This window comes from Lysobacter sp. F60174L2 (genome assembly GCF_052547135.1).
The window spans coordinates 1-23127 of record NZ_JBQWRA010000004.1; the positions used below are offsets into that span (position 1 = coordinate 1).

At 61.0% G+C, this 23127-nt stretch carries 28 protein-coding genes; 21 read left to right on the forward strand and 7 right to left on the reverse strand.

Features of this window, described 5'->3' with window-relative positions; translation table 11 throughout:
- Positions 1-546: 546 nt before the first annotated feature.
- The 13 genes from ACT9AS_RS11925 (at position 547) to ACT9AS_RS11985 (ending at position 10366) form a co-directional block, all read left to right on the forward strand.
- Positions 547-933 carry a VOC family protein gene (locus ACT9AS_RS11925; protein WP_344760263.1) on the forward strand — a complete coding sequence of 129 codons (387 nt, stop codon included), beginning with the start codon at positions 547-549 and terminating at the stop codon, positions 931-933.
- 973 nt (positions 934-1906) lie between these two features.
- Positions 1907-2443 (forward strand): DUF6680 family protein, encoded by a 537-nt coding sequence (locus ACT9AS_RS11930; protein ID WP_445100373.1) that lies wholly within the window; start codon positions 1907-1909, stop codon positions 2441-2443.
- A 64-nt stretch (positions 2444-2507) separates the two neighbouring features.
- Entirely contained in the window at positions 2508-2930 is a 423-nt protein-coding gene (locus ACT9AS_RS11935; RefSeq protein WP_445100374.1) for an Imm63 family immunity protein, read from the forward strand.
- 110 nt (positions 2931-3040) lie between these two features.
- Complete coding sequence (locus tag ACT9AS_RS11940) at positions 3041-3430, forward strand: hypothetical protein (protein WP_445100375.1); 390 nt, start codon at positions 3041-3043, stop codon at positions 3428-3430.
- A 123-nt stretch (positions 3431-3553) separates the two neighbouring features.
- The gene (locus ACT9AS_RS11945; protein ID WP_445100376.1) at positions 3554-4186 is read left to right on the forward strand and encodes a hypothetical protein; all 633 of its coding nucleotides are present in this window, start codon (positions 3554-3556) and stop codon (positions 4184-4186) included.
- Positions 4187-4226: 40 nt separating this feature from the next.
- A complete protein-coding gene (locus ACT9AS_RS11950; protein ID WP_445100377.1) occupies positions 4227-4673 on the forward strand; it encodes a DUF2834 domain-containing protein in 447 nt (148 codons plus the stop codon).
- A gap of 608 nt (positions 4674-5281) precedes the next feature.
- Complete coding sequence (locus ACT9AS_RS11955; protein ID WP_445100378.1) at positions 5282-5620, forward strand: hypothetical protein; 339 nt, start codon at positions 5282-5284, stop codon at positions 5618-5620.
- 134 nt (positions 5621-5754) lie between these two features.
- The gene (locus ACT9AS_RS11960; protein ID WP_445100379.1) at positions 5755-6225 is read left to right on the forward strand and encodes a DUF305 domain-containing protein; all 471 of its coding nucleotides are present in this window, start codon (positions 5755-5757) and stop codon (positions 6223-6225) included.
- Between the two features lie 133 nt (positions 6226-6358).
- The gene (locus ACT9AS_RS11965) at positions 6359-6886 is read left to right on the forward strand and encodes a DUF2726 domain-containing protein (protein WP_445100380.1); all 528 of its coding nucleotides are present in this window, start codon (positions 6359-6361) and stop codon (positions 6884-6886) included.
- A 122-nt stretch (positions 6887-7008) separates the two neighbouring features.
- Entirely contained in the window at positions 7009-7314 is a 306-nt protein-coding gene (locus ACT9AS_RS11970; RefSeq protein WP_445100381.1) for a hypothetical protein, read from the forward strand.
- Between the two features lie 1474 nt (positions 7315-8788).
- On the forward strand, positions 8789-9295 hold the full coding sequence (locus ACT9AS_RS11975; RefSeq protein ID WP_445100382.1) for a DUF2199 domain-containing protein: 507 nt from the start codon (positions 8789-8791) through the stop codon (positions 9293-9295).
- Positions 9296-9419: 124 nt separating this feature from the next.
- Entirely contained in the window at positions 9420-9830 is a 411-nt protein-coding gene (locus tag ACT9AS_RS11980; RefSeq protein WP_445100383.1) for a hypothetical protein, read from the forward strand.
- Positions 9831-9994: 164 nt separating this feature from the next.
- Positions 9995-10366, forward strand: a complete 372-nt coding sequence (locus ACT9AS_RS11985) for an MAPEG family protein (RefSeq protein WP_445100384.1) — start codon at positions 9995-9997, stop codon at positions 10364-10366.
- Here ACT9AS_RS11985 and ACT9AS_RS11990 read toward each other — a convergent pair.
- On the reverse strand, positions 10326-11174 hold the full coding sequence (locus tag ACT9AS_RS11990; protein WP_445100385.1) for an IS30 family transposase: 849 nt from the start codon (positions 11172-11174) through the stop codon (positions 10326-10328). The genes ACT9AS_RS11985 and ACT9AS_RS11990 overlap by 41 nt on opposite strands.
- Before the next feature lie 221 nt (positions 11175-11395).
- On the opposite strand from ACT9AS_RS11990, the gene ACT9AS_RS11995 reads away from it, so the two are divergent.
- The 4 genes from ACT9AS_RS11995 to ACT9AS_RS12010 all read left to right on the forward strand — a co-directional run bounded on the left by ACT9AS_RS11995 (position 11396) and on the right by ACT9AS_RS12010 (position 13604).
- Positions 11396-11926: a hypothetical protein gene (locus ACT9AS_RS11995; RefSeq protein WP_445100386.1), complete on the forward strand. Its 531-nt coding sequence runs from the start codon at positions 11396-11398 to the stop codon at positions 11924-11926.
- 58 nt (positions 11927-11984) lie between these two features.
- A complete protein-coding gene (locus ACT9AS_RS12000; protein ID WP_445100387.1) occupies positions 11985-12335 on the forward strand; it encodes a hypothetical protein in 351 nt (116 codons plus the stop codon).
- Positions 12336-12718: 383 nt separating this feature from the next.
- On the forward strand, positions 12719-13417 hold the full coding sequence (locus ACT9AS_RS12005) for a DUF5343 domain-containing protein (RefSeq protein WP_445100388.1): 699 nt from the start codon (positions 12719-12721) through the stop codon (positions 13415-13417).
- Between the two features lie 46 nt (positions 13418-13463).
- The gene (locus ACT9AS_RS12010) at positions 13464-13604 is read left to right on the forward strand and encodes a hypothetical protein (RefSeq protein ID WP_445100607.1); all 141 of its coding nucleotides are present in this window, start codon (positions 13464-13466) and stop codon (positions 13602-13604) included.
- 8 nt (positions 13605-13612) lie between these two features.
- Here the strand turns inward: ACT9AS_RS12010 and ACT9AS_RS12015 are convergent, their stop codons facing one another.
- Positions 13613-13822 carry a DUF4287 domain-containing protein gene (locus ACT9AS_RS12015; RefSeq protein WP_445100389.1) on the reverse strand — a complete coding sequence of 70 codons (210 nt, stop codon included), beginning with the start codon at positions 13820-13822 and terminating at the stop codon, positions 13613-13615.
- A 317-nt stretch (positions 13823-14139) separates the two neighbouring features.
- On the opposite strand from ACT9AS_RS12015, the gene ACT9AS_RS12020 reads away from it, so the two are divergent.
- Positions 14140-15012, forward strand: coding sequence for a DNA ligase (locus ACT9AS_RS12020; RefSeq protein ID WP_445100390.1), 873 nt, complete (start codon positions 14140-14142; stop codon positions 15010-15012).
- A 6-nt stretch (positions 15013-15018) separates the two neighbouring features.
- Here ACT9AS_RS12020 and ACT9AS_RS12025 read toward each other — a convergent pair whose 3' ends face one another.
- From ACT9AS_RS12025 to ACT9AS_RS12035, 3 genes are read right to left on the reverse strand one after another with little or no spacing between them, the layout of a single operon-like run.
- Positions 15019-15963 carry an aspartate carbamoyltransferase catalytic subunit gene (locus tag ACT9AS_RS12025; protein ID WP_445100391.1) on the reverse strand — a complete coding sequence of 315 codons (945 nt, stop codon included), beginning with the start codon at positions 15961-15963 and terminating at the stop codon, positions 15019-15021.
- A 45-nt stretch (positions 15964-16008) separates the two neighbouring features.
- The gene (gene ruvX / locus ACT9AS_RS12030) at positions 16009-16524 is read right to left on the reverse strand and encodes a Holliday junction resolvase RuvX (protein ID WP_445100392.1); all 516 of its coding nucleotides are present in this window, start codon (positions 16522-16524) and stop codon (positions 16009-16011) included.
- Complete coding sequence (locus tag ACT9AS_RS12035) at positions 16521-17087, reverse strand: YqgE/AlgH family protein (protein WP_445100393.1); 567 nt, start codon at positions 17085-17087, stop codon at positions 16521-16523. Before ACT9AS_RS12035 ends, ruvX begins: the two co-directional genes overlap by 4 nt.
- 105 nt (positions 17088-17192) lie before the next feature.
- Between ACT9AS_RS12035 and ACT9AS_RS12040 the strand changes: the two genes are divergently transcribed.
- The 3 genes from ACT9AS_RS12040 to ACT9AS_RS12050 all read left to right on the forward strand — a co-directional run bounded on the left by ACT9AS_RS12040 (position 17193) and on the right by ACT9AS_RS12050 (position 20642).
- Positions 17193-18959 (forward strand): dipeptidyl-peptidase 3 family protein, encoded by a 1767-nt coding sequence (locus ACT9AS_RS12040; protein ID WP_445100394.1) that lies wholly within the window; start codon positions 17193-17195, stop codon positions 18957-18959.
- 4 nt (positions 18960-18963) lie between these two features.
- Positions 18964-19518 (forward strand): DNA-3-methyladenine glycosylase I, encoded by a 555-nt coding sequence (locus ACT9AS_RS12045; RefSeq protein WP_445100395.1) that lies wholly within the window; start codon positions 18964-18966, stop codon positions 19516-19518.
- Between the two features lie 206 nt (positions 19519-19724).
- Positions 19725-20642: a DUF72 domain-containing protein gene (locus ACT9AS_RS12050; protein WP_445100396.1), complete on the forward strand. Its 918-nt coding sequence runs from the start codon at positions 19725-19727 to the stop codon at positions 20640-20642.
- Between the two features lie 160 nt (positions 20643-20802).
- Here ACT9AS_RS12050 and ACT9AS_RS12055 read toward each other — a convergent pair whose 3' ends face one another.
- Complete coding sequence (locus ACT9AS_RS12055) at positions 20803-21960, reverse strand: PilT/PilU family type 4a pilus ATPase (protein ID WP_445100397.1); 1158 nt, start codon at positions 21958-21960, stop codon at positions 20803-20805.
- Positions 21961-22011: 51 nt separating this feature from the next.
- Positions 22012-23049, reverse strand: coding sequence for a PilT/PilU family type 4a pilus ATPase (locus ACT9AS_RS12060; protein ID WP_445100398.1), 1038 nt, complete (start codon positions 23047-23049; stop codon positions 22012-22014).
- Positions 23050-23127: the final 78 nt, after the last annotated feature.

The window sequence follows — 23127 nt, forward strand, 5'->3', positions numbered from 1 at the left end:
ACGACTTCGGGGGCATCTACGCTATCCTCGATTTCGGAAGCCACCCAGCGCGGGTCGGCTTAACTCAGGCGTTAGGCCCCGCATGTGGCATTGGCGAGACTCGTATTTTGAAACCCTCCGAGAGGTCGCATCCGCTGCGGAAGAGAGGCCTGAATGGGCTGCCTATTCCTTGTACTGCACCCAGCTCGAGCGCGGCCTGCGCAAACTTGCACTGGCAGTTCTCAACGACTTTGTGTCCTGGCTTTCCCAGCAGCCATTCCAAGAGCGCAAAGAATTTGTTGCTTGGTTGCTTCCCGCCGCTTCCAAGAGTGAGGCCTCGCATATGCTAGTGCCCCATCCACTTTGGCAGGGCTTGGTGCGTCCCACAGTTGTGGAGTGGCTGGAGCGGGAGCCAGACTCGCTGGAGGCACACCGTTGGTCCCGCATCTATGCGCGCGGGGCCTAACAATTCATTCAAGCCGAAACCGCTTCGCGGTTCGGCTTAATTCAGGTGTTAGGCCGCACAAGAGCCTTCGCCGCAGGTTAATTTCATAGCTTGGAGTCATCGTGTCCGCACCAGCTCGCGCCGGCATCTTCATCTACGCCAAAGACCCTGATCGCCTTTCTGGCTTCTACCAGTCTGTTCTCGGCATGGCCGCCGCTCATCGTACTGACCAGATGGTTGTGCTTCGCTCGCAAGATTTGCAGCTCATTGTTCACGCCATGCCCCCACAAGCTGCGTCGCAGGTTGCAATCACAAGCCCGCCGCAGCTGCGTGATAATGCCGCTATCAAGTTCTTCTGCACCGTCCCTAGTCTTTCGGGCGCTCAAGAATCAGCGCAAGCTTTGGGCGGGCAGGTCCTTCCAGAGCAATGGCAAGGTCACGGGTTCGTGGTTCGCAATGCCTGTGACCCCGAAGGCAATATCTTCCAGGTCCGCGAGAGTGCGGCCTAACAATTCGTTCAAGCCGAACTTGCTTCGCTACACCAACAACATGGCAGAAAGAGCTTGCCATGTTGTTGCCTCCGCTACGCAAGTCGGCTTAACTCAGGCGTTAGGCGGCCATGTCGAGAATCGCGCTGATCTTCCTCCTACTGCTTCTGTCGGTTGTGGTCGCTGCGGCTCAGCAAAACGCGCCCGCTTCAAGCAGCCCAAGCAAGCCCTGGGCTAGTCATTGCCACCTCGGCGGCATGTCGTTTTCGTATCCTGAGGACCGTACTTTCCGTGCAGAACTTGCTCAACGTTGCAACGCAATGGATGCATGTCTCCTCTCGTGCATGCGCAGCGGATGCGCCGAGGGAGTCGGAGGCGGTTGCTTTCATATGTGTTCCTCTGGCGCCGACAGCGATAGTGACCTGCGGGAGAGAGCGCAGAAGTACAAGGATCGGACGGCCTACCTCTGTCAGCGGCCGCCTAACAATTCGTTCAAGCCGAAACCGCTTCGTTCCACCAACAACATGGCAGGTTAAGCTTGCCATGTTGTTGGCTCCACTACGCGGTTCGGCTTAACTCAGGCGTTAGGCCGCACAAGCTGCAACGGCTCTTTTGTTTTGGCAGCAGCGGCTTGCAGCTGATCGCGCTACCGGCTCTTTTGGTTCATCGCGTTTGCTGCGCCCTCGCCTTCCGGCTGGTTGTAGTGAGGGTTCGCGGTGGCCTGCGCGGTTGGGGTCTCGCTCGGACAGTACACCGCATCGTGCGGTTCCTGGCGGTGCAGCCTCTCGGCGCGCAGGTACGGTTCTCGCCGCGGCTTCGTGCATGTAGCGGCGTCGCACTCGGGACTTCATCGGGGTACAGTGCGGCCTAACAAGTCATTCAAGCCGAACTTGCTTCGTTACACCAAAGCCGTGGCAGATAAAGCTTGCCACGGCTTTGGCTCCACTACGCAAGTCGGCTTAATTCCGGCGTTAGCCGTCATAGGGGGATTGTCGTGACTTTGAACGATTGGTTGACGATTGCCGCGGTGCTGCTAAGCCCGCTCATCGCCGTGCAGGTGACGCGCTACCTCGACAACAAGAAGGAAGTTCGGGAGCGCCAACTGTGGATATTCAAGACCCTGATGGCCACACGGGCATCTTCCATGTCACCGCATCACGTTGAGGCGCTCAACCGGATCGACCTTGAGTTCAAGGCCAGCTCCAAGAAGGAGAAGGATGTAATTGACGCCTGGAAGGCGTATCTAGATCTAATGGGAGACGACAAAATGGACCCGTCGCAGTGGAATGTGCGCCGTGTCGACCTGCTAGTTGAGCTCCTCCATAAGATGGCTACGGTTCTCGACTACTCTTTTGACAAAACCACCATCAAGAACTCTTCGTACTATCCGCGTGGTTTCGGCGCCATGGAGGAAGAGCAAGGTGCTATTCGACGAGGCGTCAAGGAACTTCTGGATGGTGGCCGCGCACTTCCACTCTATGTCACCAACTTTCCGCCCGCCGACGCTCCGCTTCCGCCACTTGGCGAGTGACGGCTAACAATTCGTTCAAGCCGAAGCCGCTTCGCGGCTCGGCTTAACTCAAGTGTTAGGCCTCATGAGCCAGGATTTTCTTCACTTGCAAGAACGGTACGCTCACCTGTGTGAGCTACTGGCACCCTATGAACCCAAGAATCCGCGCCGGAACTGGATCCAAACTCAACGCAGCGATGACGGCTCTCCGCACGTCGAGTTCGTGAACGGGAAGTACAACTACGTTGTTACCGAACGTGGCTTTGAATTTGAGCGTCGGATCGCGCAAAGCGAAGATGAGTTGCTTTACTGGTTCATAGGCGGCGTAACAGCCAACATTGCGTCTCAGTTCGAACTCGAGAATCGCATACCCGGCGAGGATTCACGGCGTCAGCTGTTCGCCAAGAACCTGGCGCTCCTGGCTCGCCTCGACCCACAATGGGCCAATAGGAAGCAATCAGAGTACGAGCACGTTCTGAGCGAGCACCCATTTCGGGATGAGGCCTAACAATTCGTTCAAGCCGAACTTGCTTCGCTACACCAACAACATGGCAGGTTAAGCTTGCCATGTTGTCGGCTACGCTACGCAAGTCGGCTTAACTCAGGCGTTAGCCGTACATGGATAGTATCGACCTCATCTTTAGAGCCATCGCCGTCCTGCATGGAGTTGCCGGGTACGTACTGTTCGGGCTCGCTGCCAATGAGGAGCTCCAAGAGTTCTGCTTTTACAAGGGCAGAAACCCTCTGGCCGGCGACGTTCACAAGTACCTCGTGTATCTCGCTTGTTGGTCTCTAGTTGCGTGCGGCGTGTCGGCGTTCTTCGTTCCTTGGCTCGCTGTACTGGCGGCTTGGCTATCCGTCGCCTTCTATCTTCTGACGGCCTTCGTAGACATCGTTGCAGAGCGCCGTTGGCCAGCTTTCTGCACGGCATGTGCGGTTTCGCTAGCAGTTCGCTTACTGGCCGCCGTGGTGCTCACTGGCGCACTACGCCTTGGGCTGTACGGCTAACAATTCGTTCAAGCCGAACTTGCTTCGCTCCACCAACAACATGGCAGAAAGAGCTTGCCATGTTGTTGGCTCCGCTACGCAAGTCGGCTTAACTCAGGCGTTAGGTGCCTCAGGAAAATACCGATGAACTGGTTCCAAAAAACTCTTAAAAGCATCAAAGACCTTGGTGGTCTACCCGGCCAAGGCTACCTGATCGACAACGCCGAGAAGCGCCGGAACGAAGACCCGAGGAACTTCTCCATCCCCAGGTCTGAGCAGCGCCGCTCACTAAAGGTAGGCGACTCTGCGAAGATCGCTCTTGAGGCGACCGGCGGTGGTCGTATCTCTGGAGAAAGACCATGGGTGCTAGTCACAGAAGTACAGGACGGGAATTACAAGGTAAGGATTGACAACGACCTTGCTCTCTTCCCGTCGTTGAACGGTGCAACGCTCACAATCGGTCCTGAACACATCATTTCTGTCATTCTACCCGACGAGTACGTTCTTCCTTATAGCAATACCTGTCTCGTCAGCGCGTCCGTACTTCAGGACGCCGCTTGGCCTCATAGACTTGTTCGTGTTCCTCAAGCTGGCGACGGCGATAGCGGCTGGCGCGTCTTTGCAGAAAACGAAGTGCTTGCCGACGCATCGCAGCAAGTATCATGCGGCACACTGATATCCCAGTATCAAGTATTGGACTCGGTCATGGATGAGCCGGGTCTTGATTGCTGGATTTGGGGCGACCATGTATATGAGTTCACCCGGACAGGTACCTAACAATTCGTTCAAGCCGAACTTGCTTCGTTACACCAAAGCCATGGCAGAAAAAGCTTGCCATGGCTTTGCCTCCACTACGCAAGTCGGCTTAACTCAGGCGTTAGGCCCCGCAGGAGGATTCGTGCAAGTCGTCTACATCATTCTTTGCATTGCCGGCGCTGCATTGCCGCTTGCGCAGTTCGTTCCTTGGCTCTCCTCGCATGGACTGAACCTGCCGCTTCTGGTGCAACAAGCCGTTGCTACGCCCGTTTCCGCGTTTGCCTGGTCGGATGTGATTGTGTCGGGTGTGACGGTCGCTGTGTTTGTCGTTGCTGAGAGCCGTAGGCTTGCTATGCGTCACGTTTGGCTGCCGTTGCTTGCTCTTCTCATTGGCCCTTCACTTGCGCTTCCGCTGTTCCTACTGTTGCGTGAGCGGCATCTCGCGGGCGCGGGGCCTAACAATTCGTTCAAGCCGAAACCGCTTCGTTCCGGCAAAGGCATGGCATAGAAAGCCTGCCATGCCTTTACCTCCACTACGCGGTTCGGCTTAACTCAGGCGTTAGCTGCCAACCAAACTTATGAAGCTCATTGAAGATTACAAAAGCGCTCTCCGAACGATCTGCGCGATGGACGCGGTTCCGATGCGGAAAGAGTCGGCTCAGCTTGTACCGTCCGTACAAGGTGTTTATGCCATATCAGATTTTTCGCTTGACGGAGCGCCGGTCGTGTACGTCGGTCGCACAAAGACTGGCAATCTTCGCTCACGTCTTACTAGCTACCATCTGTCAGGAGCGCTTGCTAGCGCACGACTCAAGGCGGGGTTAGTTCGTTGCGGCATCTGTGCAGACAACCCTGCCGCGCGAGCCTATGTAGAAGCAAACTGTAAGGTCAGGTTCGTGGAGGTACCAGAGGAGTCAACTAGGCGATTCGTCGAGCACTTCTTAATCGCCTACTTTGCGCCGTCACTCAATGCGTAGGCAGCTAACAATTCGTTCAAGCCGAACTTGCTTCGTTACACCAAAGCCATGGCAGAAAAAGCTTGCCATGGCTTTGGCTCCACTACGCAACTCGGCTTAACTCAGGCGTTAGGCCCCGCTTGCGGCAATAGGAGTCGTTGTGATCGAAAAGCCAATCAAGGACGAAGTTCAGATTGCTCTTGAGGCACACGAGCACGCCTTCCGCCGCTACAACAATGACAAGGCATACGAGAGCAATCGGCATCCGGTGGGCCATCCGAACCGCGTTGAAGCGGATCTGTCGGAGATCGAGAAAGCCCACTTGGGTCTGCTCCAAAGCACATTGCAAGCTGCAATTGCTAGGCAGCACATCAATGCACTGGCCGAGAGCTCCAAGAGCAGCGACCGGCTTGGCCGTAAAGTATTCTGGCTCAACGTCGTCATTGCAGCACTGTCTGCAGTTGTCGCAACTTCCGCTGTGCTGGAGTTGTCGCAATGAGGCGGGGCCTAACAATTCGTTCAAGCCGAAACTGCTTCGTTACACCAAAGGCATGGCAGGTAAAGCTTGCCATGCCTTTGGCTCCACTACGCAGTTCGGCTTAACTCAGGCGTTAGACGTCACAGGAGAGATCAATGCACCCGTACAGAAAATTCCTGCTAATGATTCTGGCGGCATCTGTGTTGATGTTCTGCCTCATGTACCTCAACACGTACCAGCTTAGCCATGTCTGGTTTAGCCAAACCCGTCTGTTCATGACTTTCATCATGGCGGGATCAATGGCCTTGGTGATGCTCTTCTTCATGCGGCATATGTACAAGAGCAAGGCGGCCAACTTGGCCATTGTCGTTGGCAGCGTCGGCTTGATGGCTCTGGGATTGTGGTTGGTTCGTAGCCAATCTACGGTAGGTGATATTGCATGGATGAAGGCAATGATCCCCCATCACTCAATAGCAATCCTTACAAGTGAGCGTGCCCGTATCTCCGACCCCCGTGTTAGGACGCTAGCCGATGAGATCATTGAGGCCCAGCGCCGTGAGATCGGCGAGATGGAGTCACTAATCAATGATCTTGAAGATCAGCCAGCTGCAAGGCCGCAAGAGTGACGTCTAACAATTCGTTCAAGCCGAACTTGCTTCGTTACACCAAAGCCATGGCAGAAAAAGCTTGCCATGGCTTTGGCTCCACTACGCAAGTCGGCTTAACTCAGGCGTTAGGTGCCAAGGGAGAGTACGTCGCATGTCGTCGTGGATTTTGCTGATTGTTCTCGCGTTCGTGGTTTTCGTCGTCCTTGCAGCAATCAAAAACAAGCAAGGCGGTGCTGGTTCAATCGGCTACCCATACCAACCTGCAAAGACGCTCTTTTCGGCCGCTGAGCGTTCATTCCTCGGCGTTCTCGATCAGGCTGTTGGTTCAGAGCATCGCGTTTTTGGCAAGGTTCGCGTCGCTGATGTTGCAATTGTCAAACCTGGCCTTGGCAACTCCGCTCGTCAGAGCGCGCTCAATCGCGTTGCGTACAAGCACTTTGACTTTGTTGTGTGTCGGGCAAGCGATCTGGCCGTGGTCTGTGCCGTGGAACTCAACGACAAGTCACACTCAAGCCGGCGAGCGCAGTCCCGCGACGACTTGCTGCTAAAAGTGTGTCAAGCCATAGATCTGCCATTGCTCAACGTTCCGGCCAAGCAGGCATACTCACCACAAGAGATCCGGTCGCAGTTCTTGGCCGCCGTCTCCGCACCGCAAATGGGTGCGCCGGTTGGCACCTAACAATTCGTTCAAGCCGAACCTACTTCGCTCCACCAACAACATGGCAGAAAGAGCTTGCCATGTTGCCGGCTCCGCTACGCAGGTCGGCTTAACTCAGGCGTTAGTCGGCCTTGGAGAGTGCGTTGAAAGTCGAACATCCAGACAGCTATGAGCAACTCGGCGCTGAATTTCAGTTCCAGTGGATCGGCCTGCTCAAAGACGCGCTCAAGCGGCACGGCGTTGAGGCTGAGCTTGCCAAAAAAATTTGCGGCGACTTCACGTTTGATTTCTCCATGCTCATAGACCAGGGCGAGATTGACGTAGATGGGAAGTCCTACACGCCAGTCATCGGCTTTACGGAAGACGAGGAAACCTTGGCAATCCAGCCGGCGGAGTTCGATTTCCACGAGTACGCTTTCGGCAATACTTCAGAGGCGTTCGGTCAGTAGTTGGCCGGCCGCCTAACAATTCGTTCAAGCCGAACTTGCTTCGTTACACCAAAGCCATGGCAGAAAAAGCTTGCCATGGCTTTGGCTCCACTACGCAAGTCGGCTTAACTCAGGCGTTAGACCTGCCATGAGAACAATCTGCAATTTTGGGGTTCTGATTCTTGGCGTTACGCTGAGTGCATGCGCTGCCGCTGAGCCACCTGTTGCTTGTTCTACCGGGCTCACTCCCGCATCTACGGTTCCGCCAAAGCTGCCGCCCCGGCTGCACAACGAGTTCTCTGGTAAAGCCCAGGTTTCCTTTGTTATTAGTCCCGCCGGCAAGGTATTGTCACCCGCCATCGTCTCAACGGAGTGGCATCCCCGCGGTCGCAGCGCCGGCCAACCCGTCGGGTACAACGAGGCTATTCTTTCCGCTGTCGCCCAATGGCGCTATCCGCGTAGACAGCAAGCCTGCCGCCATCATGTCCCAGTAGGGATTGGATTCAAGTAGAGGGTTCCAGCCCAACAGCTGGCAGGTCTAACAATTCGTTCAAGCCGAACTTGCTTCGCTACACCAACAACGTGGCAGGTAAAGCTTGCCACGTTGTCGGCTACGCTACGCAAGTCGGCTTAACTCAGGCGTTAGGCCCCGCATGGATTCTTCTGAGAAATTCCGACGCATGGCACTTCGGAGAGAGGCAGGCAATCGCCTGCCGCCAGCTACGTCTGCGTCTGCGGGGAACGGCCGTTATCTCGTTGCGCACGCCTGCTTTGCTTGTCGCAAGAGCTTCAAGATTGCTGAGCGCCCACAGCAAGCCAAATGCCCAAATTGTGGCGGCCCGCTCCACTGGATGGGTCGCTCCTTCAAGGCGCCCGCCGCGCGCGACAAGGAGCAATGGCTCAAGGTTCAAACCCTGCACCACGCTGGCTTCCGCTTCTTCAGCTACCGTAGCCATGACTGTCCGCCACTTCCTGAGCGGCTAGCGGACGTTGAGGCGTTCATTCGTAACAATCCTGGGCATCCGTTCCGCGTGGGCGGGGCCTAACAATTCGTTCAAGCCGAACTTGCTTCGTTACACCGAAGCCATGGCAGAAAGACCTTGCCATGGCTTTGGTTCCACTACGCAAGTCGGCTTAACTCAGGCGTTAGGCGTGCTCGGCAAATAATGGTCGCAATCTCAAAACGTCCCTGGAGTCTTAGGCCCGCCCAGCGGCTGTTGATCGCGGTTGTTGCTGCGGTCTACCTTGTTGCCTTCCGCCCGTGGGCAAGTTCAGATCCATCAGTTGCAGCTACGGTGTACGCGGGCTCTGCAGCTATGGTCGCGCTGGCTGCAATGCCTCGTCGGTTGCAGCTCATTGTTGCGCTGGCTATTGCTGTTGTAGTCGCTTTTGCAATTCTCTTCGTTGGGCGCGCCGTCCTCGGGGCGCACGCCTAACAATTCGTTCAAGCCGAACCCGCTTCGCGGGTCGGCTTAACTCAGGTGTTAGGGCCCGCATGAAGTCTTTCGTTTGCTCAACCTGTGGCGAAACGCATGATGGTCTGCCAACCGATCATGGCTGGAAGCTTCCGGACGTAGTCTGGGCTATTCCAGAGCATGAGCGCTCCAACCAAGCAAAATTCGATAGCGACCTGTGCCAGTTTGGTGATCGCTTCTTCATCCGCTGCCTACTCAAGCTCGCGTTTACCCAGCAGCCTGAGTACTACGGCTGGGGTGTCTGGGTAGAGGTGCAAGAGCCAGATTTCTATCGGTACATTGAGCTCTACGACAAAGACGGGAGCGATGAGCCGGCTGTTTCAGCAACAATCGCCAATGCAATGCCGAGCTATCCATCTACTCTTGGCCTGCCTGTAGCGGTGCAATTCCAAAACAGTACGAGCCGGCCTGCCGTCCTCGTGCCCTCGACCAGCGGACATCTTCTAGCAGCGGAGCAATCTGCTGGCATAGATAATCGGCGGTATCACGAGATACTTGTTGCTACAGGGTCCGTAGGCGGGCCCTAACAATTCGTTCAAGCCGAACTTGCTTCGTTACACCAAAGCCATGGCAGAGAAAGCTTGCCATGGCTTTGGCTCCACTACGCAAGTCGGCTTAACTCAGGTGTTAGGCCTCAACGGAAGGTTCGCAGTGAACTGGAAGACCATCTTTAGGTTCGCCCTAGCACTTCTGTTCGCCGGGACTACTGTCGGTCTCATTGAGAGTTCGCTGTCACCTCAAGACGGCTCAACCGGTGTTGCCCTGTTTCTAGGCAGCTACACAGTCAAGTTTTTGGGGTACGCCGCTATCCTTGCTTTGCTTTCATACAGTCAGGCGCATCGCCCATTCGCGCACGCCGCATTAGCCGTTGCTTTGGCCGTTGCCCTAGCCGCCCTGGCTCTGGCGGTAGTGCACGTTTACTCGCAAGCGCTACCGTTGCTCGGCACTTACATCGCCACCTTCATTGAGTGGCTAGTCACGGCAGCGGCATTTGCTGTCGGTGTACCTGCAGGGCGGTTGCTTGCAAAGCGGCGTCCGTCTGCAGCAGGCTATGAGGCCTAACAATTCGTTCAAGCCGAACCCGCTTCGCTCCACCAACAACATGGCAGTAAAAGCTTGCCATGTTGTTGGCTCCGCTACGCGGGTCGGCTTAACTCAGGCGTTAGGCTGCAATAGCCAGTCGTCTCGCAACCGGGGAATACATGGCACACCCACTTGTGCTTCCAATGGCAGCGCACGTAGCGCTTGCTGCACTTCTCTACGCTCTGCTTACCGTTGCGCGCGCTCCCAAAGTCTGGGGCATCGGCCAACGCGCTGATGGCTCCAATCCCTGGGCAGCTATTGAGCCGCGTATCAGTGCAAACCTATCCAACCAGTTCGAGTGGCCCGTCTTCTTCTACGCAGCATGTGTTCTGCTAGTGCAAAGCCAACTGGAGAGCACTGCCGCGGTTGCTCTTGCATGGGTCTTTGTCGTCGGACGCTGGGCCCATAGCTGCGTTCAAATCTTCACCACAAACATTCGGCTGCGCGGCTTGGTGTTCACGATCAACTTCCTCGCTACACTCGGACTTTGGGTTGTGGTTCTCCAGTCGCAGTAGCCGGGGGGACGTCGCCGCGTTCCCAAGGATGGTGCGGGCGAGCGAAGTAGACGGTGGTACCGGTGGCCGTCTCGATCTGCGGATAGCCGTGGAATTCGGTGCCGTTGTCTGAGGTGATCGTCAGGAACGGGGCACCGGCGCTTCGAATCAGGCCGATCGTGCGCCGGTTCAATGCCTTGGTCGTGCGGTTGGGCAGCTTCCCGATCAGCACGTAGCCGCTGGCCCGCTCCACCAGGGTCATGATGCAGGGCTTCTCCCAAGAAGCGCCCATCACGGTGTCGATTTCCCAGTGACCGGCGATTTGCCGGCTTTCAATTTCGGCGGGCCGTTCGTCGATCATGCGCTTGCCCTGCAAACGGCCACGGCGTTCCAGCCCGTAGTGGCGCTTGCGGCGCCTGTAGCGCCGGCGCAACTCCAGATACAACTGCCCACCGGCACGCCAGTCCCGTCGCACGTGGCGGTAGATGCTCTGGAAGCTGATCTGGAACTCCTCCTGCTTCCTGAGCGTGTTGGCGATCTGCTCAGGACTCCACTGTTGCTGCAACAGCGACTCGACCCGGGCGTACTGCCAAGCTTCGTGTCGCGGGCCGCGCCGGCTTCGTCGCAGCCGGCCATTGCGCCGTTCCTGGGCTTTGCTCGGGCAGTAGGTCACGCGGTCGCGTATCTGGGTGCTGTTGCGCTGGTATTCGCGATAGATCGTGCTGGGGTGGCGCTCCAGGATCCGGGCGATCTCCGCTACCCGATGGCCGGCCTTGCGCAGCTTGGAGATCAGGTATCGTTCGGGTTCGGTGAGCTGGTAGTACGTCACGGCTGGGGCTCCTTTCTCGCCAGATCAGAGACCCGTCCAGTCTGCCAGCTCACCTCTTCCGATTCGTGGGCGCCGGTTGTCGCACTTACTTTGGCAATTTCCGAGGCCTAACAATTCGTTCAAGCCGAACTTGCTTCGCTCCACCAACAACGCGGCAGAAAAAGCTTGCCACGTTGTTGGCTCCGCTACGCAAGTCGGCTTAACTCAGGCGTTAGCTGCTTATGTCAAATCGCGCGGCCGTTCAAAAAGCACATGAAGACGCTGTTCTTTCCGCAGCTCTGGCAGAGCACAATCGCGCATTCGGCACAGCGTTGGAGGTTTTGTCTCGCCCGGACCCACCCGACGCAGTGCTTTCCGACGGTGCAAGAACCACTTGGTTAGAGCTAACGGACGCCTTCTTCTCTGATGAGTGGGCACGGGATATTGTCGGGCATGCCGCCGGTGAGCCACATAGACCAATGAGGCAAGGCCTCTATGTAGACATGGACGCGCAGCTAGCTGATCGTTTCTGCAATATCGTTCTTCAGAAGGCTGGAAAGGCCTCTTACAAGCCCTTTGTCCAGCAGTACGGCCCAGGAATACTTGTTGTTGGCCTGGAGTCGCCATGGACTGACGGTGAGGACACCGTCTCAGCGATCAATCAGGAATGGGCTGCTCGCGGGAACCCAGACATCAGTGGAACCTTCGAGCACGTGTATCTCGGCTTCCGTGACAACGCGGGAAATCACGCAGTACTTTGGCGCAGCAGCTAACAATTCATTCAAGCCGACGCCGCTTCGCGGCGCGGCTTAATTCAGGCGTTAGGCAGATATGAACATCGACGCAACTTTGTACGAAGAGCTTGTTCGACTGGCCAAGGCAAACAAGCTTGCCGCCTACAGCGAGGTAGCTCCGCTGATCGGGCTAGACATGTCGAACGACCAAGATCGCGATGAGATCGCCAGAAGACTGGGTGACATCGTGTTCTATGAGAATGAGCATGGCCGCCCAATGCTTACGGCTTTGGTTGTCCACTACGGCAATGACAACAATCCTGGAGAGGGGTTCTTTTCCGCCGCAGAGAAGCTTGAGCTATACAAGGGTAGCCGCAACCCTATTCACCGCCTTACCTTCTGGGCAAATCAAGTAAGGCTTGTCCACAATCACTGGGGATCTGCCTAACAATTCATTCAAGCCGAACCCGCTTCGCGGGTCGGCTTAATTCAGGCGTTAGGCTGCCTATGAGCTCTCCCGACAACCCGCAAGAAGAGAAGCAGAGCTACGGGCTGCGCTGGCATGCGGCTCGTATCTTTGCCGCACTCGCTATCGGCTTTTGTGTCTTTCTGATAGGGACGGTTGTTGGTTTGCTCGTTGCAGGGCCGGACTTCGTGCTGCGATGGTTCCACGGCATTGGCGGGCTCGTAATATGGGCTGTCGCTATAGCGTCGCTACCATTCGTTTATCGCAGGCTCCGCTGAGTGGCGCGGCAGCCTAACAATTCATTCAAGCCGAAGCCGCTTCGCGGCTCGGCTTAATTCAGGCGTTAGACCTACAGGGGGAGATCGATGGCACTTACGAATGCTTACGTCCTGCCGACGAATCGCATCGGCGACATTCTAGGAAAGATCCGAGATGGCCAAGCTCCTGAGAGATTCACGCAGCAGCTGCTGAAGGATTGGGGCTTTAGCTCCACGAATGATCGCGCCTTCATAGGGCTGCTCAAAGCGCTAGGATTCCTGACACCCGACGGGAAACCAACACAGCGCTACAACGACTATCGCGACCACTCTCGGTCCAGGGTGGTTCTAGGCGAAGCACTGCGCGATGCTTACGGCGACATCTTTCTGATTAAGGAGCATCCAAGCCCTGCCGATCGCGCATCGATTACGGGCAAGTTTAAGAGCTTCCACAACGTGAGCGATCACGTCGCAGGACTGATGACTAAAACTTTTCTTGGTCTTCTGCAGCACGCCGACCTAAGCGGCAAGGCATCGGTGGCGCCCACCGAAGAAGTCATAGCGGGCAAGCGGCTGAGTTCTCGCTCGGCCAGTTCATCGCGCCGTGCAGCTCCTGGCGGTGCAGGTCCTCGGCGCGCAGGCACGGTTCTCACCGCGGCTTCATGCATGTGGCTGCGTCGCACTCGGGACTTCATCGGGGTACAGTGCGGGGTGAATTCAACCACCAAGTGCGACACTCCTCACTCGCCAAATAATCGTTGCTATGGCTTTGCCTGCACTACGCGGTTCGACTTAACTCAGGGTTAGGCCACTCAAGGAAGATATGGGAAATCCGCTACTAATCTCTGCTGCAATGCTGAATGCCATCGCTGCCCTGCTGCACGTTGGCTGCATCATTTTTGGCGCCTCGTGGTATCGCTTCTTCGGTGCAGGCGAGCGGATGGCGCAACTTGCCTCGGCCGGATTCGTTCAAGCCGACTGCTGCAACCCGTAGTAGCGGCGTTATGATGTCGCCTTGCGATAAGCGACAAGTGCATTGGCGTGACCATGGCCAATCTTGTGTTCGGTCTTGAGGAAAGCCACCTGCTCCATGTGCTTCTTGTCTGGGACGGAATCAAGGACCTCAAACCAGTGCGCGACAGGCTTTCCGTAGATCTTCTCGATGGACGGGAAATACGAAGCCGGGCCTTTAACTTTTGTATCCGTAGTCATGAACGAACCTCGTTGTTGGTGTGGGGCAGGCGGGTAGCCACCTTGGCTAGTCCGACCATCCTGTTATCCGACGTATCAGGCCGAACGGAATCGACAGTGTTGGATACAGCCATGAGGACCGGGCAATGCATTCAAGCCGACGTCCCGCCGCTACGCCAGCAATACTGGCTTAACTCGGGTGTTAGGTTTCATGAGCAATGACCCCACGGCCAAAGTCGTGTTTCGCGTCCTGGACGATGAGGGCGGCGCAACAGTCGATATGAGTCGTTGATCCCCGATAAGACCTGACCAGAACCATCCAACTCAAGGAAGAGTCCATGTGCCCACGTATCGCCCGCCTGTGGTTGCCGTGCCTGTTGTTGCTGTCCTGCTCCTCGCCATTGCCGGCGCGGGAGGCCGGGCCGCCACCGCTCATGCTGGCCACGAGCTATGAAGCCGGCGTCGATGTCTCCGGGTACTGGGTCAGCGAGAAGCTCGACGGGGTGCGCGGCCGCTGGGATGGGCACGCGTTGTGGACGCGCGGCGGACACCGGGTCGACGCCCCCGCCTGGTTCACCTCGGGCTGGCCGGCGGTCCCGATGGATGGGGAACTCTGGATCGGGCGCGGGCAGTTCGAAGAGGTCAGTGCCCTGGTCCGCGCTATCGAGCCCGACGACGACGCGTGGCGGCGCGTCCGCTTCATGGTGTTCGACCTGCCCGGCAGCACCGCGGACTTCGAGACCCGGGTGATGCGCATGCGCGCGATGCTCGGGGAAACCGGCATCGAGTGGCTGCAGCCGGTCCGGCAGTTCCGGGTGGAGGACGTGGCGGAGCTGGATGCCCGGCTGGAGCGGATCGTCGCCGCCGGGGGCGAGGGGCTGATGCTGCACCATCGCGATGCGGTCTATGACGTGGGCCGCAGCGACCACCTGCTCAAGTACAAGCCCTACCGGGACGACGAGGCACGGGTGGTCGGGCATACCGCCGGCCGCGGCAAGTACGAGGGAATGCTTGGCGCGCTGATCGTCGAACGCGCCGACGGACTGCGGTTCCGCCTGGGCAGTGGATTCACCGATGCGCAGCGCGCGGAGCCGCCGCCGGTGGGCGCCCTGGTCACCTATCGCTACAACGGACTGACGGCCAATGGCGTGCCGCGGTTCGCGCGGTTCCTGCACATCCGCCACGAGGCGCCACCGCCGGATCCGGAATGATCGGCGTTACGGCTGGCGTCCCGCGAGCAGGTATTCCAGCACCGCCATGCGCACCGCCACGCCGTTGCGAACCTGGGCCAGCACCCGCGACTGCGGGCCGTCGGCGACCTCGTCGGTGATCTCGATGCCGCGGTTGATCGGGCCGGGGTGCATCACCACGGCGTCGCGCGCGGCACAGCGCAGGCGTTGCGAGGTCAGGCCGTAATCGCGGTGGTAGGCGTCGATCGAATCGATCAGCCCTTCATCCATGCGCTCGCGCTGCAGGCGCAGCATCATCACCGCATCCACCCCTTCGAGCGCGGCGTCGAGGTCGTGGCTGACGACGCAGCCATCGAGGGTGGCGTCGCCGGGCAGCAGCGCGCGGGGGCCGCAGACGCGGATCTCCCCGGCCCCGAGCGCATGCAGTGCATGCAGGTCGGAGCGGGCGACGCGGGAATGGCGGACGTCACCGACGATCAGCACCTTCAGCCGTCCGAAGTCGTCGCCCTTGGCCTGCCGCAGGGTCAGCATGTCGAGCAGGCCCTGGGTCGGGTGGGCGCTGCGGCCGTCGCCGGCGTTGACCAGGGCGGTCCCCGGCGCGGCGGCGTCGGCCAACGCCGCGACCGCACCGTCGTCGTGATGCCGGATGACGAAGCCGCGCACGCCCATCGCCTCGATGGTCCGGAGGGTGTCGCGCGCGGTCTCGCCCTTGCGGGTGGACGAGGTGGAAACGTCGAAGTTCAGCACGTCGGCGCCGAGCCGCTGGGCGGCCAGCTGGAAGCTCAACCGGGTGCGCGTGGATGGTTCGAAAAACAGGGTGCAGATCGCGGTGCCAGCCAGTGCCGACCGGTTGTCGCGACCATCGGCGTAGTGCTGCGCACGGTCGAGCAACGCCAGCAGTTGCGCGCGCGGCAGGCCTTCGAGGGTCAGCAGGTGGCGCAGCGCGTCGGGGTTGTCGGGCTGGAGGGTCATGCGGTCTCTGGCATGCGGGCCGGGTGGACGGGAGTGAAGGGGTGGTCAGTCCGGGACGGGGATCGATGCCTGGCCGATGTCGACCGCATCGTCTGGTGCGGCCAGCCAGCGCTCGATGATCACCGCGGCGGCGACCGCATCGAGCGTCTCGGCATCACGCTTGCGTTTGCGCCCTTGGGCACGCTCGCTGGCGAAGCGCCGCGCGGCCTCCATCGAGCTGGAGCGCTCGTCGACCAGCACCACCGGCAACCGGTAGCGGGCCTGGAGTTCGCGGCCAAAGGCGTGGGCACGCTCGCGGGCGGGCTGGTTGCCGCCGTCGAGGGTCAACGGATCGCCGACGACCAGGCCGTCGGGCAGCCATTCCTTGCGCAGGCGGTCCAGCGCGGTCCAGTCGGGGCCGTGGCCGTGCACGTCCACCACGGCCAGCGCGCGTGCACCGTGGCCGAAGGCGCTGCCGACCGCGACCCCGATCCGGCGCGAGCCGACGTCGAAGCCCAGCACGGTGCCATCGCGACGGATCGTCGGCGCGACTGGGCCGGGACCGGACGCGCTGTCGTTCATGCGTGGCCCGCGTAGTCCGCCAGGTGGGCGAAGTCGACACCGATGCGACCCGCGGCGGCCTGCCAGCGCTCGTCCAGCGGCAGTTCGAACAGCAACTCGGCATCGGCCGGCGCGGTCAACCAGTCGTTCTCGGCCAGTTCCTGCTCGAGTTGGCCGGAGGTCCAGCCGGCGCACCCCAGCGCGACCACCATGTTGGACGGGCCTTCACCGCGCGCCATCGCTTCGAGGATCTCGCGCGAGGTGGTCAGGAACAGCGAGTCGGTGATCGCCATGGTCGAATCCCACTGCGGGCCGCCGTCGTGCAGCACGAAGCCGCGTTCCGGGTGCACCGGCCCGCCGGCCAGCACCACCTGGGCGCGCATCGAATCGCTGCCGCCCTCCACGCCCATCTGCCCCAGCACCTCGCCAAGCGTGTATTCGGACGGGCGGTTGACCACGATGCCCATGGCGCCATCGGCGTCGTGCTGGCAGATCAGTGCGACGCTGCGCGAGAAGTTGGTTTCGGCCAGCGACGGCAGCGCGATCAGCAACTGGTTGGCCAGGGGCGTGGGGGACGTGCTCATGGGCGCATTCTAGCCCGCACGCCCGTCGCGGTGGCCCGGGCAACGCGCCCGGCGACGTGGAGCGATACGATGCGGGCTGGCCTGTCCGCCCGATCGAGGTTACCCATGTCACTGTCGCGCCCCTCCCGCCCGTTCCGCCTCCGTGGCCTCGCCGCGGCCTGCCTCGCCTGCCTGGCGCTGGCCGCCTGCCAACCGCAAGCCCCCGACGCGGGCACGACCGGCGCCCCGGTCCCGACCGACGCCACCGAAACCCCCGAGCCGACCTACGCCGAAGCCCACGCCGGCGACTACGCGACGGTGCAGTTGACCGCCGACCTGTCCGGGTTCGATGAACGCGGCAGGAAGATGATCGCCCGGCTGGTGCAGGCGGCGCAGGTGATGGACGACCTGTGGTGGCGGCAATCCTGGGACGGCGAGCGCGACGCCCTGCTCGCCCGCGCGCCCGACGACGCCACCCGCGAACTGCTGCGCATCAACTTCGGCCCGTGGGACCGGCTCAATGCCGACACGCCGATCATCGAAGGCGTGCCGGCACGGCCGCCCGGCGGCGCGTTCTACCCGGTCGACATGAGCAAGGCCGCGTTCGCCGCCGCCGAACTGCCGGACAAGACCTCCAACTACACCCTGCTGCGGCGCGAAGACGGCGAGCTGGTCACCGTGCCCTACCACGAGGCTTACAAGGCCGACCTGGAGCGCGCCGCCGCGCTGTTACGCGAAGCCGCCACGTTCAGCGATGACAAGAGCTTCGCCGACTACCTCACGATGCGCGCCGACGCCCTGCTCGACGACGACTTCCGTCCCAGCGACATGGCATGGATGGAGATGAAGACCAACCCGGTCGACATCGTGATCGGCCCGATCGAGACCTACGACGACCAGCTGTTCGGCTACAAGGCGTCCTACGAGGGGCTGGTGCTGGTCAAGGACCAGGCCTGGAGCGACCGGCTCGCCCGCTTCGCCGCGTTCCTGCCCGAGCTGCAGAAGGGCCTGCCGGTGGATGCCGAGTACAAGGCCGAAACCCCGGGCTCGGATGCCGACCTCGGCGCCTACGAGGCGATCTACTACGGCGGCAACGCCAACGTCGGCGCCAAGACCATCGCCATCAACCTGCCCAATGACGAGGCGGTGCAACTGGCCAAGGGCACCCGGCGGCTGCAGCTGGAAAACGTCATGCAGGCCAAGTTCGACCAGATCCTGGTACCGATCGCCGAGCTGCTGATCGCCGGGGACCAGATGGAGCACGTCACCTTCGATGCGTTCTTCGGCAACACCATGTTCCACGAGCTCGCGCACGGGCTCGGCATCAAGAACACGCTCGACGGCGAAGGCACGGTCGACGAGGCGCTGAAGGAGTACGCGTCGAGCTTCGAGGAAGGCAAGGCCGACATCCTTGGCCTGTACATGGTCGACGCGCTCGGCCGGCAGGGCGAACTCGATGGCGGCGAAGCCGGCGAGCCGGATGTCCAGGCCGGTGTCGAGGACCGCCTGATGGACAGTTACGTGACCTTCCTCGCGGGCATCCTGCGCTCGGTGCGTTTCGGTGCGGCCGACGCGCACGGCAAGGCCAACATGTTGCGCTTCAACTATTTCGCCGACGCCGGCGCGTTCAGCCGTGACCCGGAGACCGGCCGTTACCGGGTCGATTTCGAGAAGATGCGCGCGGCTATGAACGACCTCAGCGCGAAGCTGTTGACCGTGCAGGGCGACGGCGATTATGCCGAGGCCAAGCGCATGACCGACACGCTGGGCGTGGTCAAGCCGGAGCTTGCCGCGGACCTCGCCCGCCTCGATGCGGCCGGAATCCCGGTGGACATCCGCTTCGAACAGGGACTGGACGTGCTGGGGTTGTCGGAATACGCGGCCAGGGACTGAACGCATGTCGGGTTACTGCGATTCCGCCCCCGGGCATCCGCTGCACGGGCCGTACCACGACGGTGAGTACGGCTTCCTGCAGCGCGACGAGTCGGTGCTGTTCGAGCGTCTGCTGCTGGAAATCAACCAGGCCGGCCTGAGCTGGGAGACCATGCTGCGCAAGCGCGAGGGATTCCGGCGCGCATACGACGGCTTCGATGTCGACAAGGTGGCCGCCTACGGCGAGGCGGACCGCGCGCGTTTGCTCACCGATGCCGGGATCATCCGCAACCGGCTCAAGGTCGATGCGGCGATCCACAACGCCGGGGTGATCCGCGGCCTGCGCGCTTCGCACGGCGGGTTCGCCGCGTGGCTGGACGCGCATGTCATGGACGGTGACGCCCGGCGCGACAAGGCCGGCTGGGTGAAGCTGTTCAAGCGCACGTTCCGGTTCACCGGCGGCGAGATCACCGGCGAGTTCCTGATGAGCCTGGGCTACCTGCCCGGCGCGCACCGGGAGAGTTGCCCGGTGTTCGAGCGCACGGTGTCGGCTGGAGCGCCCTGGTCGCAGGTGCCCTGAGCCCCAGCTCAATTGGGACGCCGCGAATGTAGGAGCGACGTGAGTCGCGACCCCCTGACAATCGGAGCAGCACGGAGTGCGCCCACCACGAACCGTCCATCGCTCGATTGTTGCAGCGCCTTGCGCCACCTCATTGCGGATCAGCGGATCGCAACCCACGTCGCTCCTACACGGCATTTGCACGGGTCGGCGACCACGCTCGCAACATGACCGTGCGAATCGGCATTTCCGGCTGGCGTTACGCGCCATGGCGCGGCGTGTTCTATCCGCCGGGACTGGTGCAGCGGCGCGAGCTTGAGCACGCGTCGCGCTGCTTCCCGAGCATCGAACTCAACGGCTCCTTCTACTCGCTGCAGTCACCCGACAGCTACTCGGCCTGGCACGACGCCACCCCGGCCGACTTCGTGTTCGCGGTAAAGGGGCCGCGCTACATCACCCACCTGCGCCGGCTGCGCGACATCGACAAGCCGATGGCCAACTTCCTCGCGTCGGGCCTGCTACGGCTCCGCCCGAAACTCGGACCACTGCTGTGGCAGCTGCCACCCAACTTCAAGTTCGACGCCGGCTTGCTCGACGGATTCCTCGGCGCCCTGCCGCGCGATACCGAAGCCGCGCTGGCACTCGCGCGCCGTCGCGACATCGGACTCATGCGTGGCCGCAGCGCCCTGGCGATCGACCGGAACCGTCCGCTGCGCCACGCCATCGAAGTCCGCCACCCGAGTTTCTGCGAACCGGCTTTCATCGAACTGCTGCGGCGGCATCGCGTCGCGCTGGTCATCGCCGACACCGCCGGCACATGGCCCTACCTGGAGGACGTCACCGCGGATTTCCTGTACCTGCGGCTGCACGGTGACGCCGAGCTGTACGTCAGCGGCTACTCGGACGATGCGCTGACCCGTTGGGCGCAGCGCATACGGCGCTGGAGCGAAGGCGGCGAACCTGCGGACGCGGTGCGGGTGGGTGGACGGGCCCCGAAACTGGCGCGTCGCGACGTGTACTGCTATTTCGACAACGACATGAAGGTGCACGCGCCGTTCGATGCACAGGTGCTGATGGACAAGCTGAGCCTACCGGCACCCTGCCCGGCGCGTGAGGACGTTGCGCCCATCACCCGGCAAGTGTAGGGGCGACGTGAGTCGCGACCCACTGACAATCGGAGTCGGACGGAAGTTGCACTCACCATGAGTCGCCGATCGCGCGATTGGTAACAGCACGTTTGGCGACCCTCATTGCAGGGTCAATGGGTCGCGACTTGCGTCGCTCCTACAACCGGCGCAAGCGCGGTCAGCGGATCTCCGCGACCTCGATCCCGTCCATGCCCTGCGACAGGGTCTTGGCATCGCCGCCCTGGGCCAGCTTGATCCGCAGGCGCACCTCGTTCTGCGAGTCGGCGTAGCGAAGCGCGTCCTCATAGCTGATCTCGCCGGCCTGGTACAGCTCGAACAGGGCCTGGTCGAAGGTCTTCATGCCGAGCTGCACCGACTCCTTCATCACTTCCTTGAGCTTGTGGATCTCGCCGTCGCGGATGTAGTCCTGCACCAGCGGGGTACCGAGCAGGATCTCCATCGCGACCCGGCGCGCCTTGCCGTCCGGGGTCGGGACCAGTTGCTGGGCGACCACGCCCTTGAGGTTCAGCGACAGGTCCATCAGCAACTGGCCGCGGCGATCCTCGGGGAAGAAGTTGATGATGCGGTCCATCGCCTGGTTGGCGTTGTTGGCGTGCAGCGTGCACAGCACCAGGTGGCCGGTTTCGGCGAAGGCAATGGCGTGGTCCATGCCCTCGCGGGTACGCACCTCGCCGATCATGATCACGTCGGGCGCCTGGCGCAGGGTGTTCTTGAGCGCGTTCTCCCAGCTGTCGGTATCGATGCCGACCTCGCGCTGGGTGATGATGCAGCCTTCGTGCTTGTGCACGAACTCGATCGGGTCCTCGATCGTGATGATGTGCCCGGTCGAGTTCTGGTTGCGGTAGCCGATCATCGCCGCCAGTGAGGTCGACTTACCCGTGCCGGTGGCGCCGACGAAGATGATGATGCCGCGCTTGGTCATCGCCAGCGTCTTGATCACCGCCGGCAGGTTCAGCTCCTCGATGGTCGGGATCTTGGTCTCGATCCGGCGCAGCACCATGCCGACCTGGTTGCGCTGGTAGAAGCACGACACGCGGAAGCGGCCGACACCGGAGACGCCGATCGCGAAGTTGGCCTCGTGGGTCTTCTCGAACTCCTCGCGCTGCATCGGGTTCATCACGTTGAGCACGAGGTCGCGGCTCTGCTGCGGCGTCAGCGGGTTCTGCGTGATCGGCGACAGCTTGCCGTTGACCTTCATCGACGGCGGCATGCCCGCGGTGATGAACAGGTCGGACGCCTTCTGGTGCGCCATCAGCTTCAGGAACGAGGTGAAGTCGATAGGGCCGGTGGCGGTCGTGCTGCTGGTGGTGCTCATTGCGGTCTTCCCCTTGCCACCGGACCCGATGCCCGCCGGCTGATGTCATGTTCAGTCGAACAGGCGCTTGTCCTTGGCGTACTCGCGGGCCTGCGGGCGCAGGATCAGGCCTCGCTTGACCAGGTCCTGCAGGTGCTGGTCCAGGGTCATCATGCCGGCCTGCTGGCCGGTCTGGATCGCCGAGTACATCTGCGCGACCTTGTCCTCGCGGATCAGGTTGCGGATGGCCGGGGTGCCGACCATGATTTCCCACGCCGCGGTGCGGCCGCCGCCGACCTTCTTCAGCAGCGCCTGCGAGATCACCGCGCGCAGCGATTCCGACAGCATCGAGCGCACCATCGGCTTCTCGCCGGCGGGGAACACGTCGATGATGCGGTCCACCGTCTTGGCCGCCGACGAGGTGTGCAGGGTGCCGAACACCAGGTGGCCGGTTTCCGCGGCGGTCAGTGCCAGGCGGATCGTTTCCAGGTCGCGCAACTCGCCGACCAGGATGTAGTCGGGGTCCTCGCGCAGCGCCGAACGCAGCGCCTCGTTGAAGCCATGGGTATCGCGGTGGACCTCGCGCTGGTTGATCAGGCACTTCTGCGAGGTGTGCACGAACTCGATCGGATCCTCGACCGAGAGGATGTGCGCGTACTCGTTCTTGTTGATGTGGTCGATCATCGCCGCCAGCGTGGTCGACTTGCCCGAACCGGTCGGGCCGGTGACCAGGATCAAACCCTGCGGCTGATCGATGAGCTCCTTGAAGATCCGCGGCGTGCCGAGGTCCTCGAGCGTCAGCACGTCGGACGGAATCGTGCGGAACACCGCGCCGGCGCCGCGGTTCTGGTTGAACGCGTTGACGCGGAAGCGGGCCAGCCCGGGGATCTCGAACGAGAAGTCGACCTCGAGGAATTCCTCGAAGTCGCGCCGCTGCTTGTCCGACATGATGTCGTAGACCAGCGCGTGCACCGCCTTGTGGTCCAGCGCCGGGATGTTGATCCGGCGGACGTCGCCATCGACCCGGATCATGGGCGGCATGCCGGCCGACAGGTGCAGGTCGGATGCCTTGTTCTTGACTGAAAACGCCAACAGTTCGGCGATATCCATGCGTGCTCCCCTGCACAACGGATGACTTGTGACTGGCGAGCCAGCCCCCCTTCGCGGCAGTATAGCCCCGGACCCGCG

Bases quoted from the DNA above. Each gene is read 5' to 3' on its own strand.
- ACT9AS_RS12045 (WP_445100395.1), top strand. From the start codon at position 18,964: ATGTCGGGTTACTGCGATTCCGCCCCCGGGCATCCGCTGCACGGGCCG.
- ACT9AS_RS12050 (WP_445100396.1), top strand. From the start codon at position 19,725: ATGACCGTGCGAATCGGCATTTCCGGCTGGCGTTACGCGCCATGGCGC.
- ACT9AS_RS12025 (WP_445100391.1), bottom strand. From the start codon at position 15,963: ATGACCCTCCAGCCCGACAACCCCGACGCGCTGCGCCACCTGCTGACC.
- ACT9AS_RS12010 (WP_445100607.1), top strand. From the start codon at position 13,464: ATGCTGAATGCCATCGCTGCCCTGCTGCACGTTGGCTGCATCATTTTT.
- ACT9AS_RS12060 (WP_445100398.1), bottom strand. From the start codon at position 23,049: ATGGATATCGCCGAACTGTTGGCGTTTTCAGTCAAGAACAAGGCATCC.
- ACT9AS_RS11935 (WP_445100374.1), top strand. From the start codon at position 2,508: ATGAGCCAGGATTTTCTTCACTTGCAAGAACGGTACGCTCACCTGTGT.
- ACT9AS_RS11995 (WP_445100386.1), top strand. From the start codon at position 11,396: ATGTCAAATCGCGCGGCCGTTCAAAAAGCACATGAAGACGCTGTTCTT.
- ACT9AS_RS11945 (WP_445100376.1), top strand. From the start codon at position 3,554: ATGAACTGGTTCCAAAAAACTCTTAAAAGCATCAAAGACCTTGGTGGT.
- ACT9AS_RS12040 (WP_445100394.1), top strand. From the start codon at position 17,193: ATGTCACTGTCGCGCCCCTCCCGCCCGTTCCGCCTCCGTGGCCTCGCC.
- ACT9AS_RS11965 (WP_445100380.1), top strand. From the start codon at position 6,359: ATGTCGTCGTGGATTTTGCTGATTGTTCTCGCGTTCGTGGTTTTCGTC.
- ACT9AS_RS12005 (WP_445100388.1), top strand. From the start codon at position 12,719: ATGGCACTTACGAATGCTTACGTCCTGCCGACGAATCGCATCGGCGAC.
- ACT9AS_RS11975 (WP_445100382.1), top strand. From the start codon at position 8,789: ATGAAGTCTTTCGTTTGCTCAACCTGTGGCGAAACGCATGATGGTCTG.
- ACT9AS_RS11985 (WP_445100384.1), top strand. From the start codon at position 9,995: ATGGCAGCGCACGTAGCGCTTGCTGCACTTCTCTACGCTCTGCTTACC.
- ACT9AS_RS12020 (WP_445100390.1), top strand. From the start codon at position 14,140: ATGTGCCCACGTATCGCCCGCCTGTGGTTGCCGTGCCTGTTGTTGCTG.
- ACT9AS_RS12055 (WP_445100397.1), bottom strand. From the start codon at position 21,960: ATGAGCACCACCAGCAGCACGACCGCCACCGGCCCTATCGACTTCACC.
- ACT9AS_RS11950 (WP_445100377.1), top strand. From the start codon at position 4,227: ATGGCAGAAAAAGCTTGCCATGGCTTTGCCTCCACTACGCAAGTCGGC.
- ACT9AS_RS11960 (WP_445100379.1), top strand. From the start codon at position 5,755: ATGCACCCGTACAGAAAATTCCTGCTAATGATTCTGGCGGCATCTGTG.
- ACT9AS_RS12015 (WP_445100389.1), bottom strand. From the start codon at position 13,822: ATGACTACGGATACAAAAGTTAAAGGCCCGGCTTCGTATTTCCCGTCC.
- ACT9AS_RS12000 (WP_445100387.1), top strand. From the start codon at position 11,985: ATGAACATCGACGCAACTTTGTACGAAGAGCTTGTTCGACTGGCCAAG.
- ACT9AS_RS12035 (WP_445100393.1), bottom strand. From the start codon at position 17,087: ATGAGCACGTCCCCCACGCCCCTGGCCAACCAGTTGCTGATCGCGCTG.
- ACT9AS_RS11940 (WP_445100375.1), top strand. From the start codon at position 3,041: ATGGATAGTATCGACCTCATCTTTAGAGCCATCGCCGTCCTGCATGGA.
- ruvX (WP_445100392.1), bottom strand. From the start codon at position 16,524: ATGAACGACAGCGCGTCCGGTCCCGGCCCAGTCGCGCCGACGATCCGT.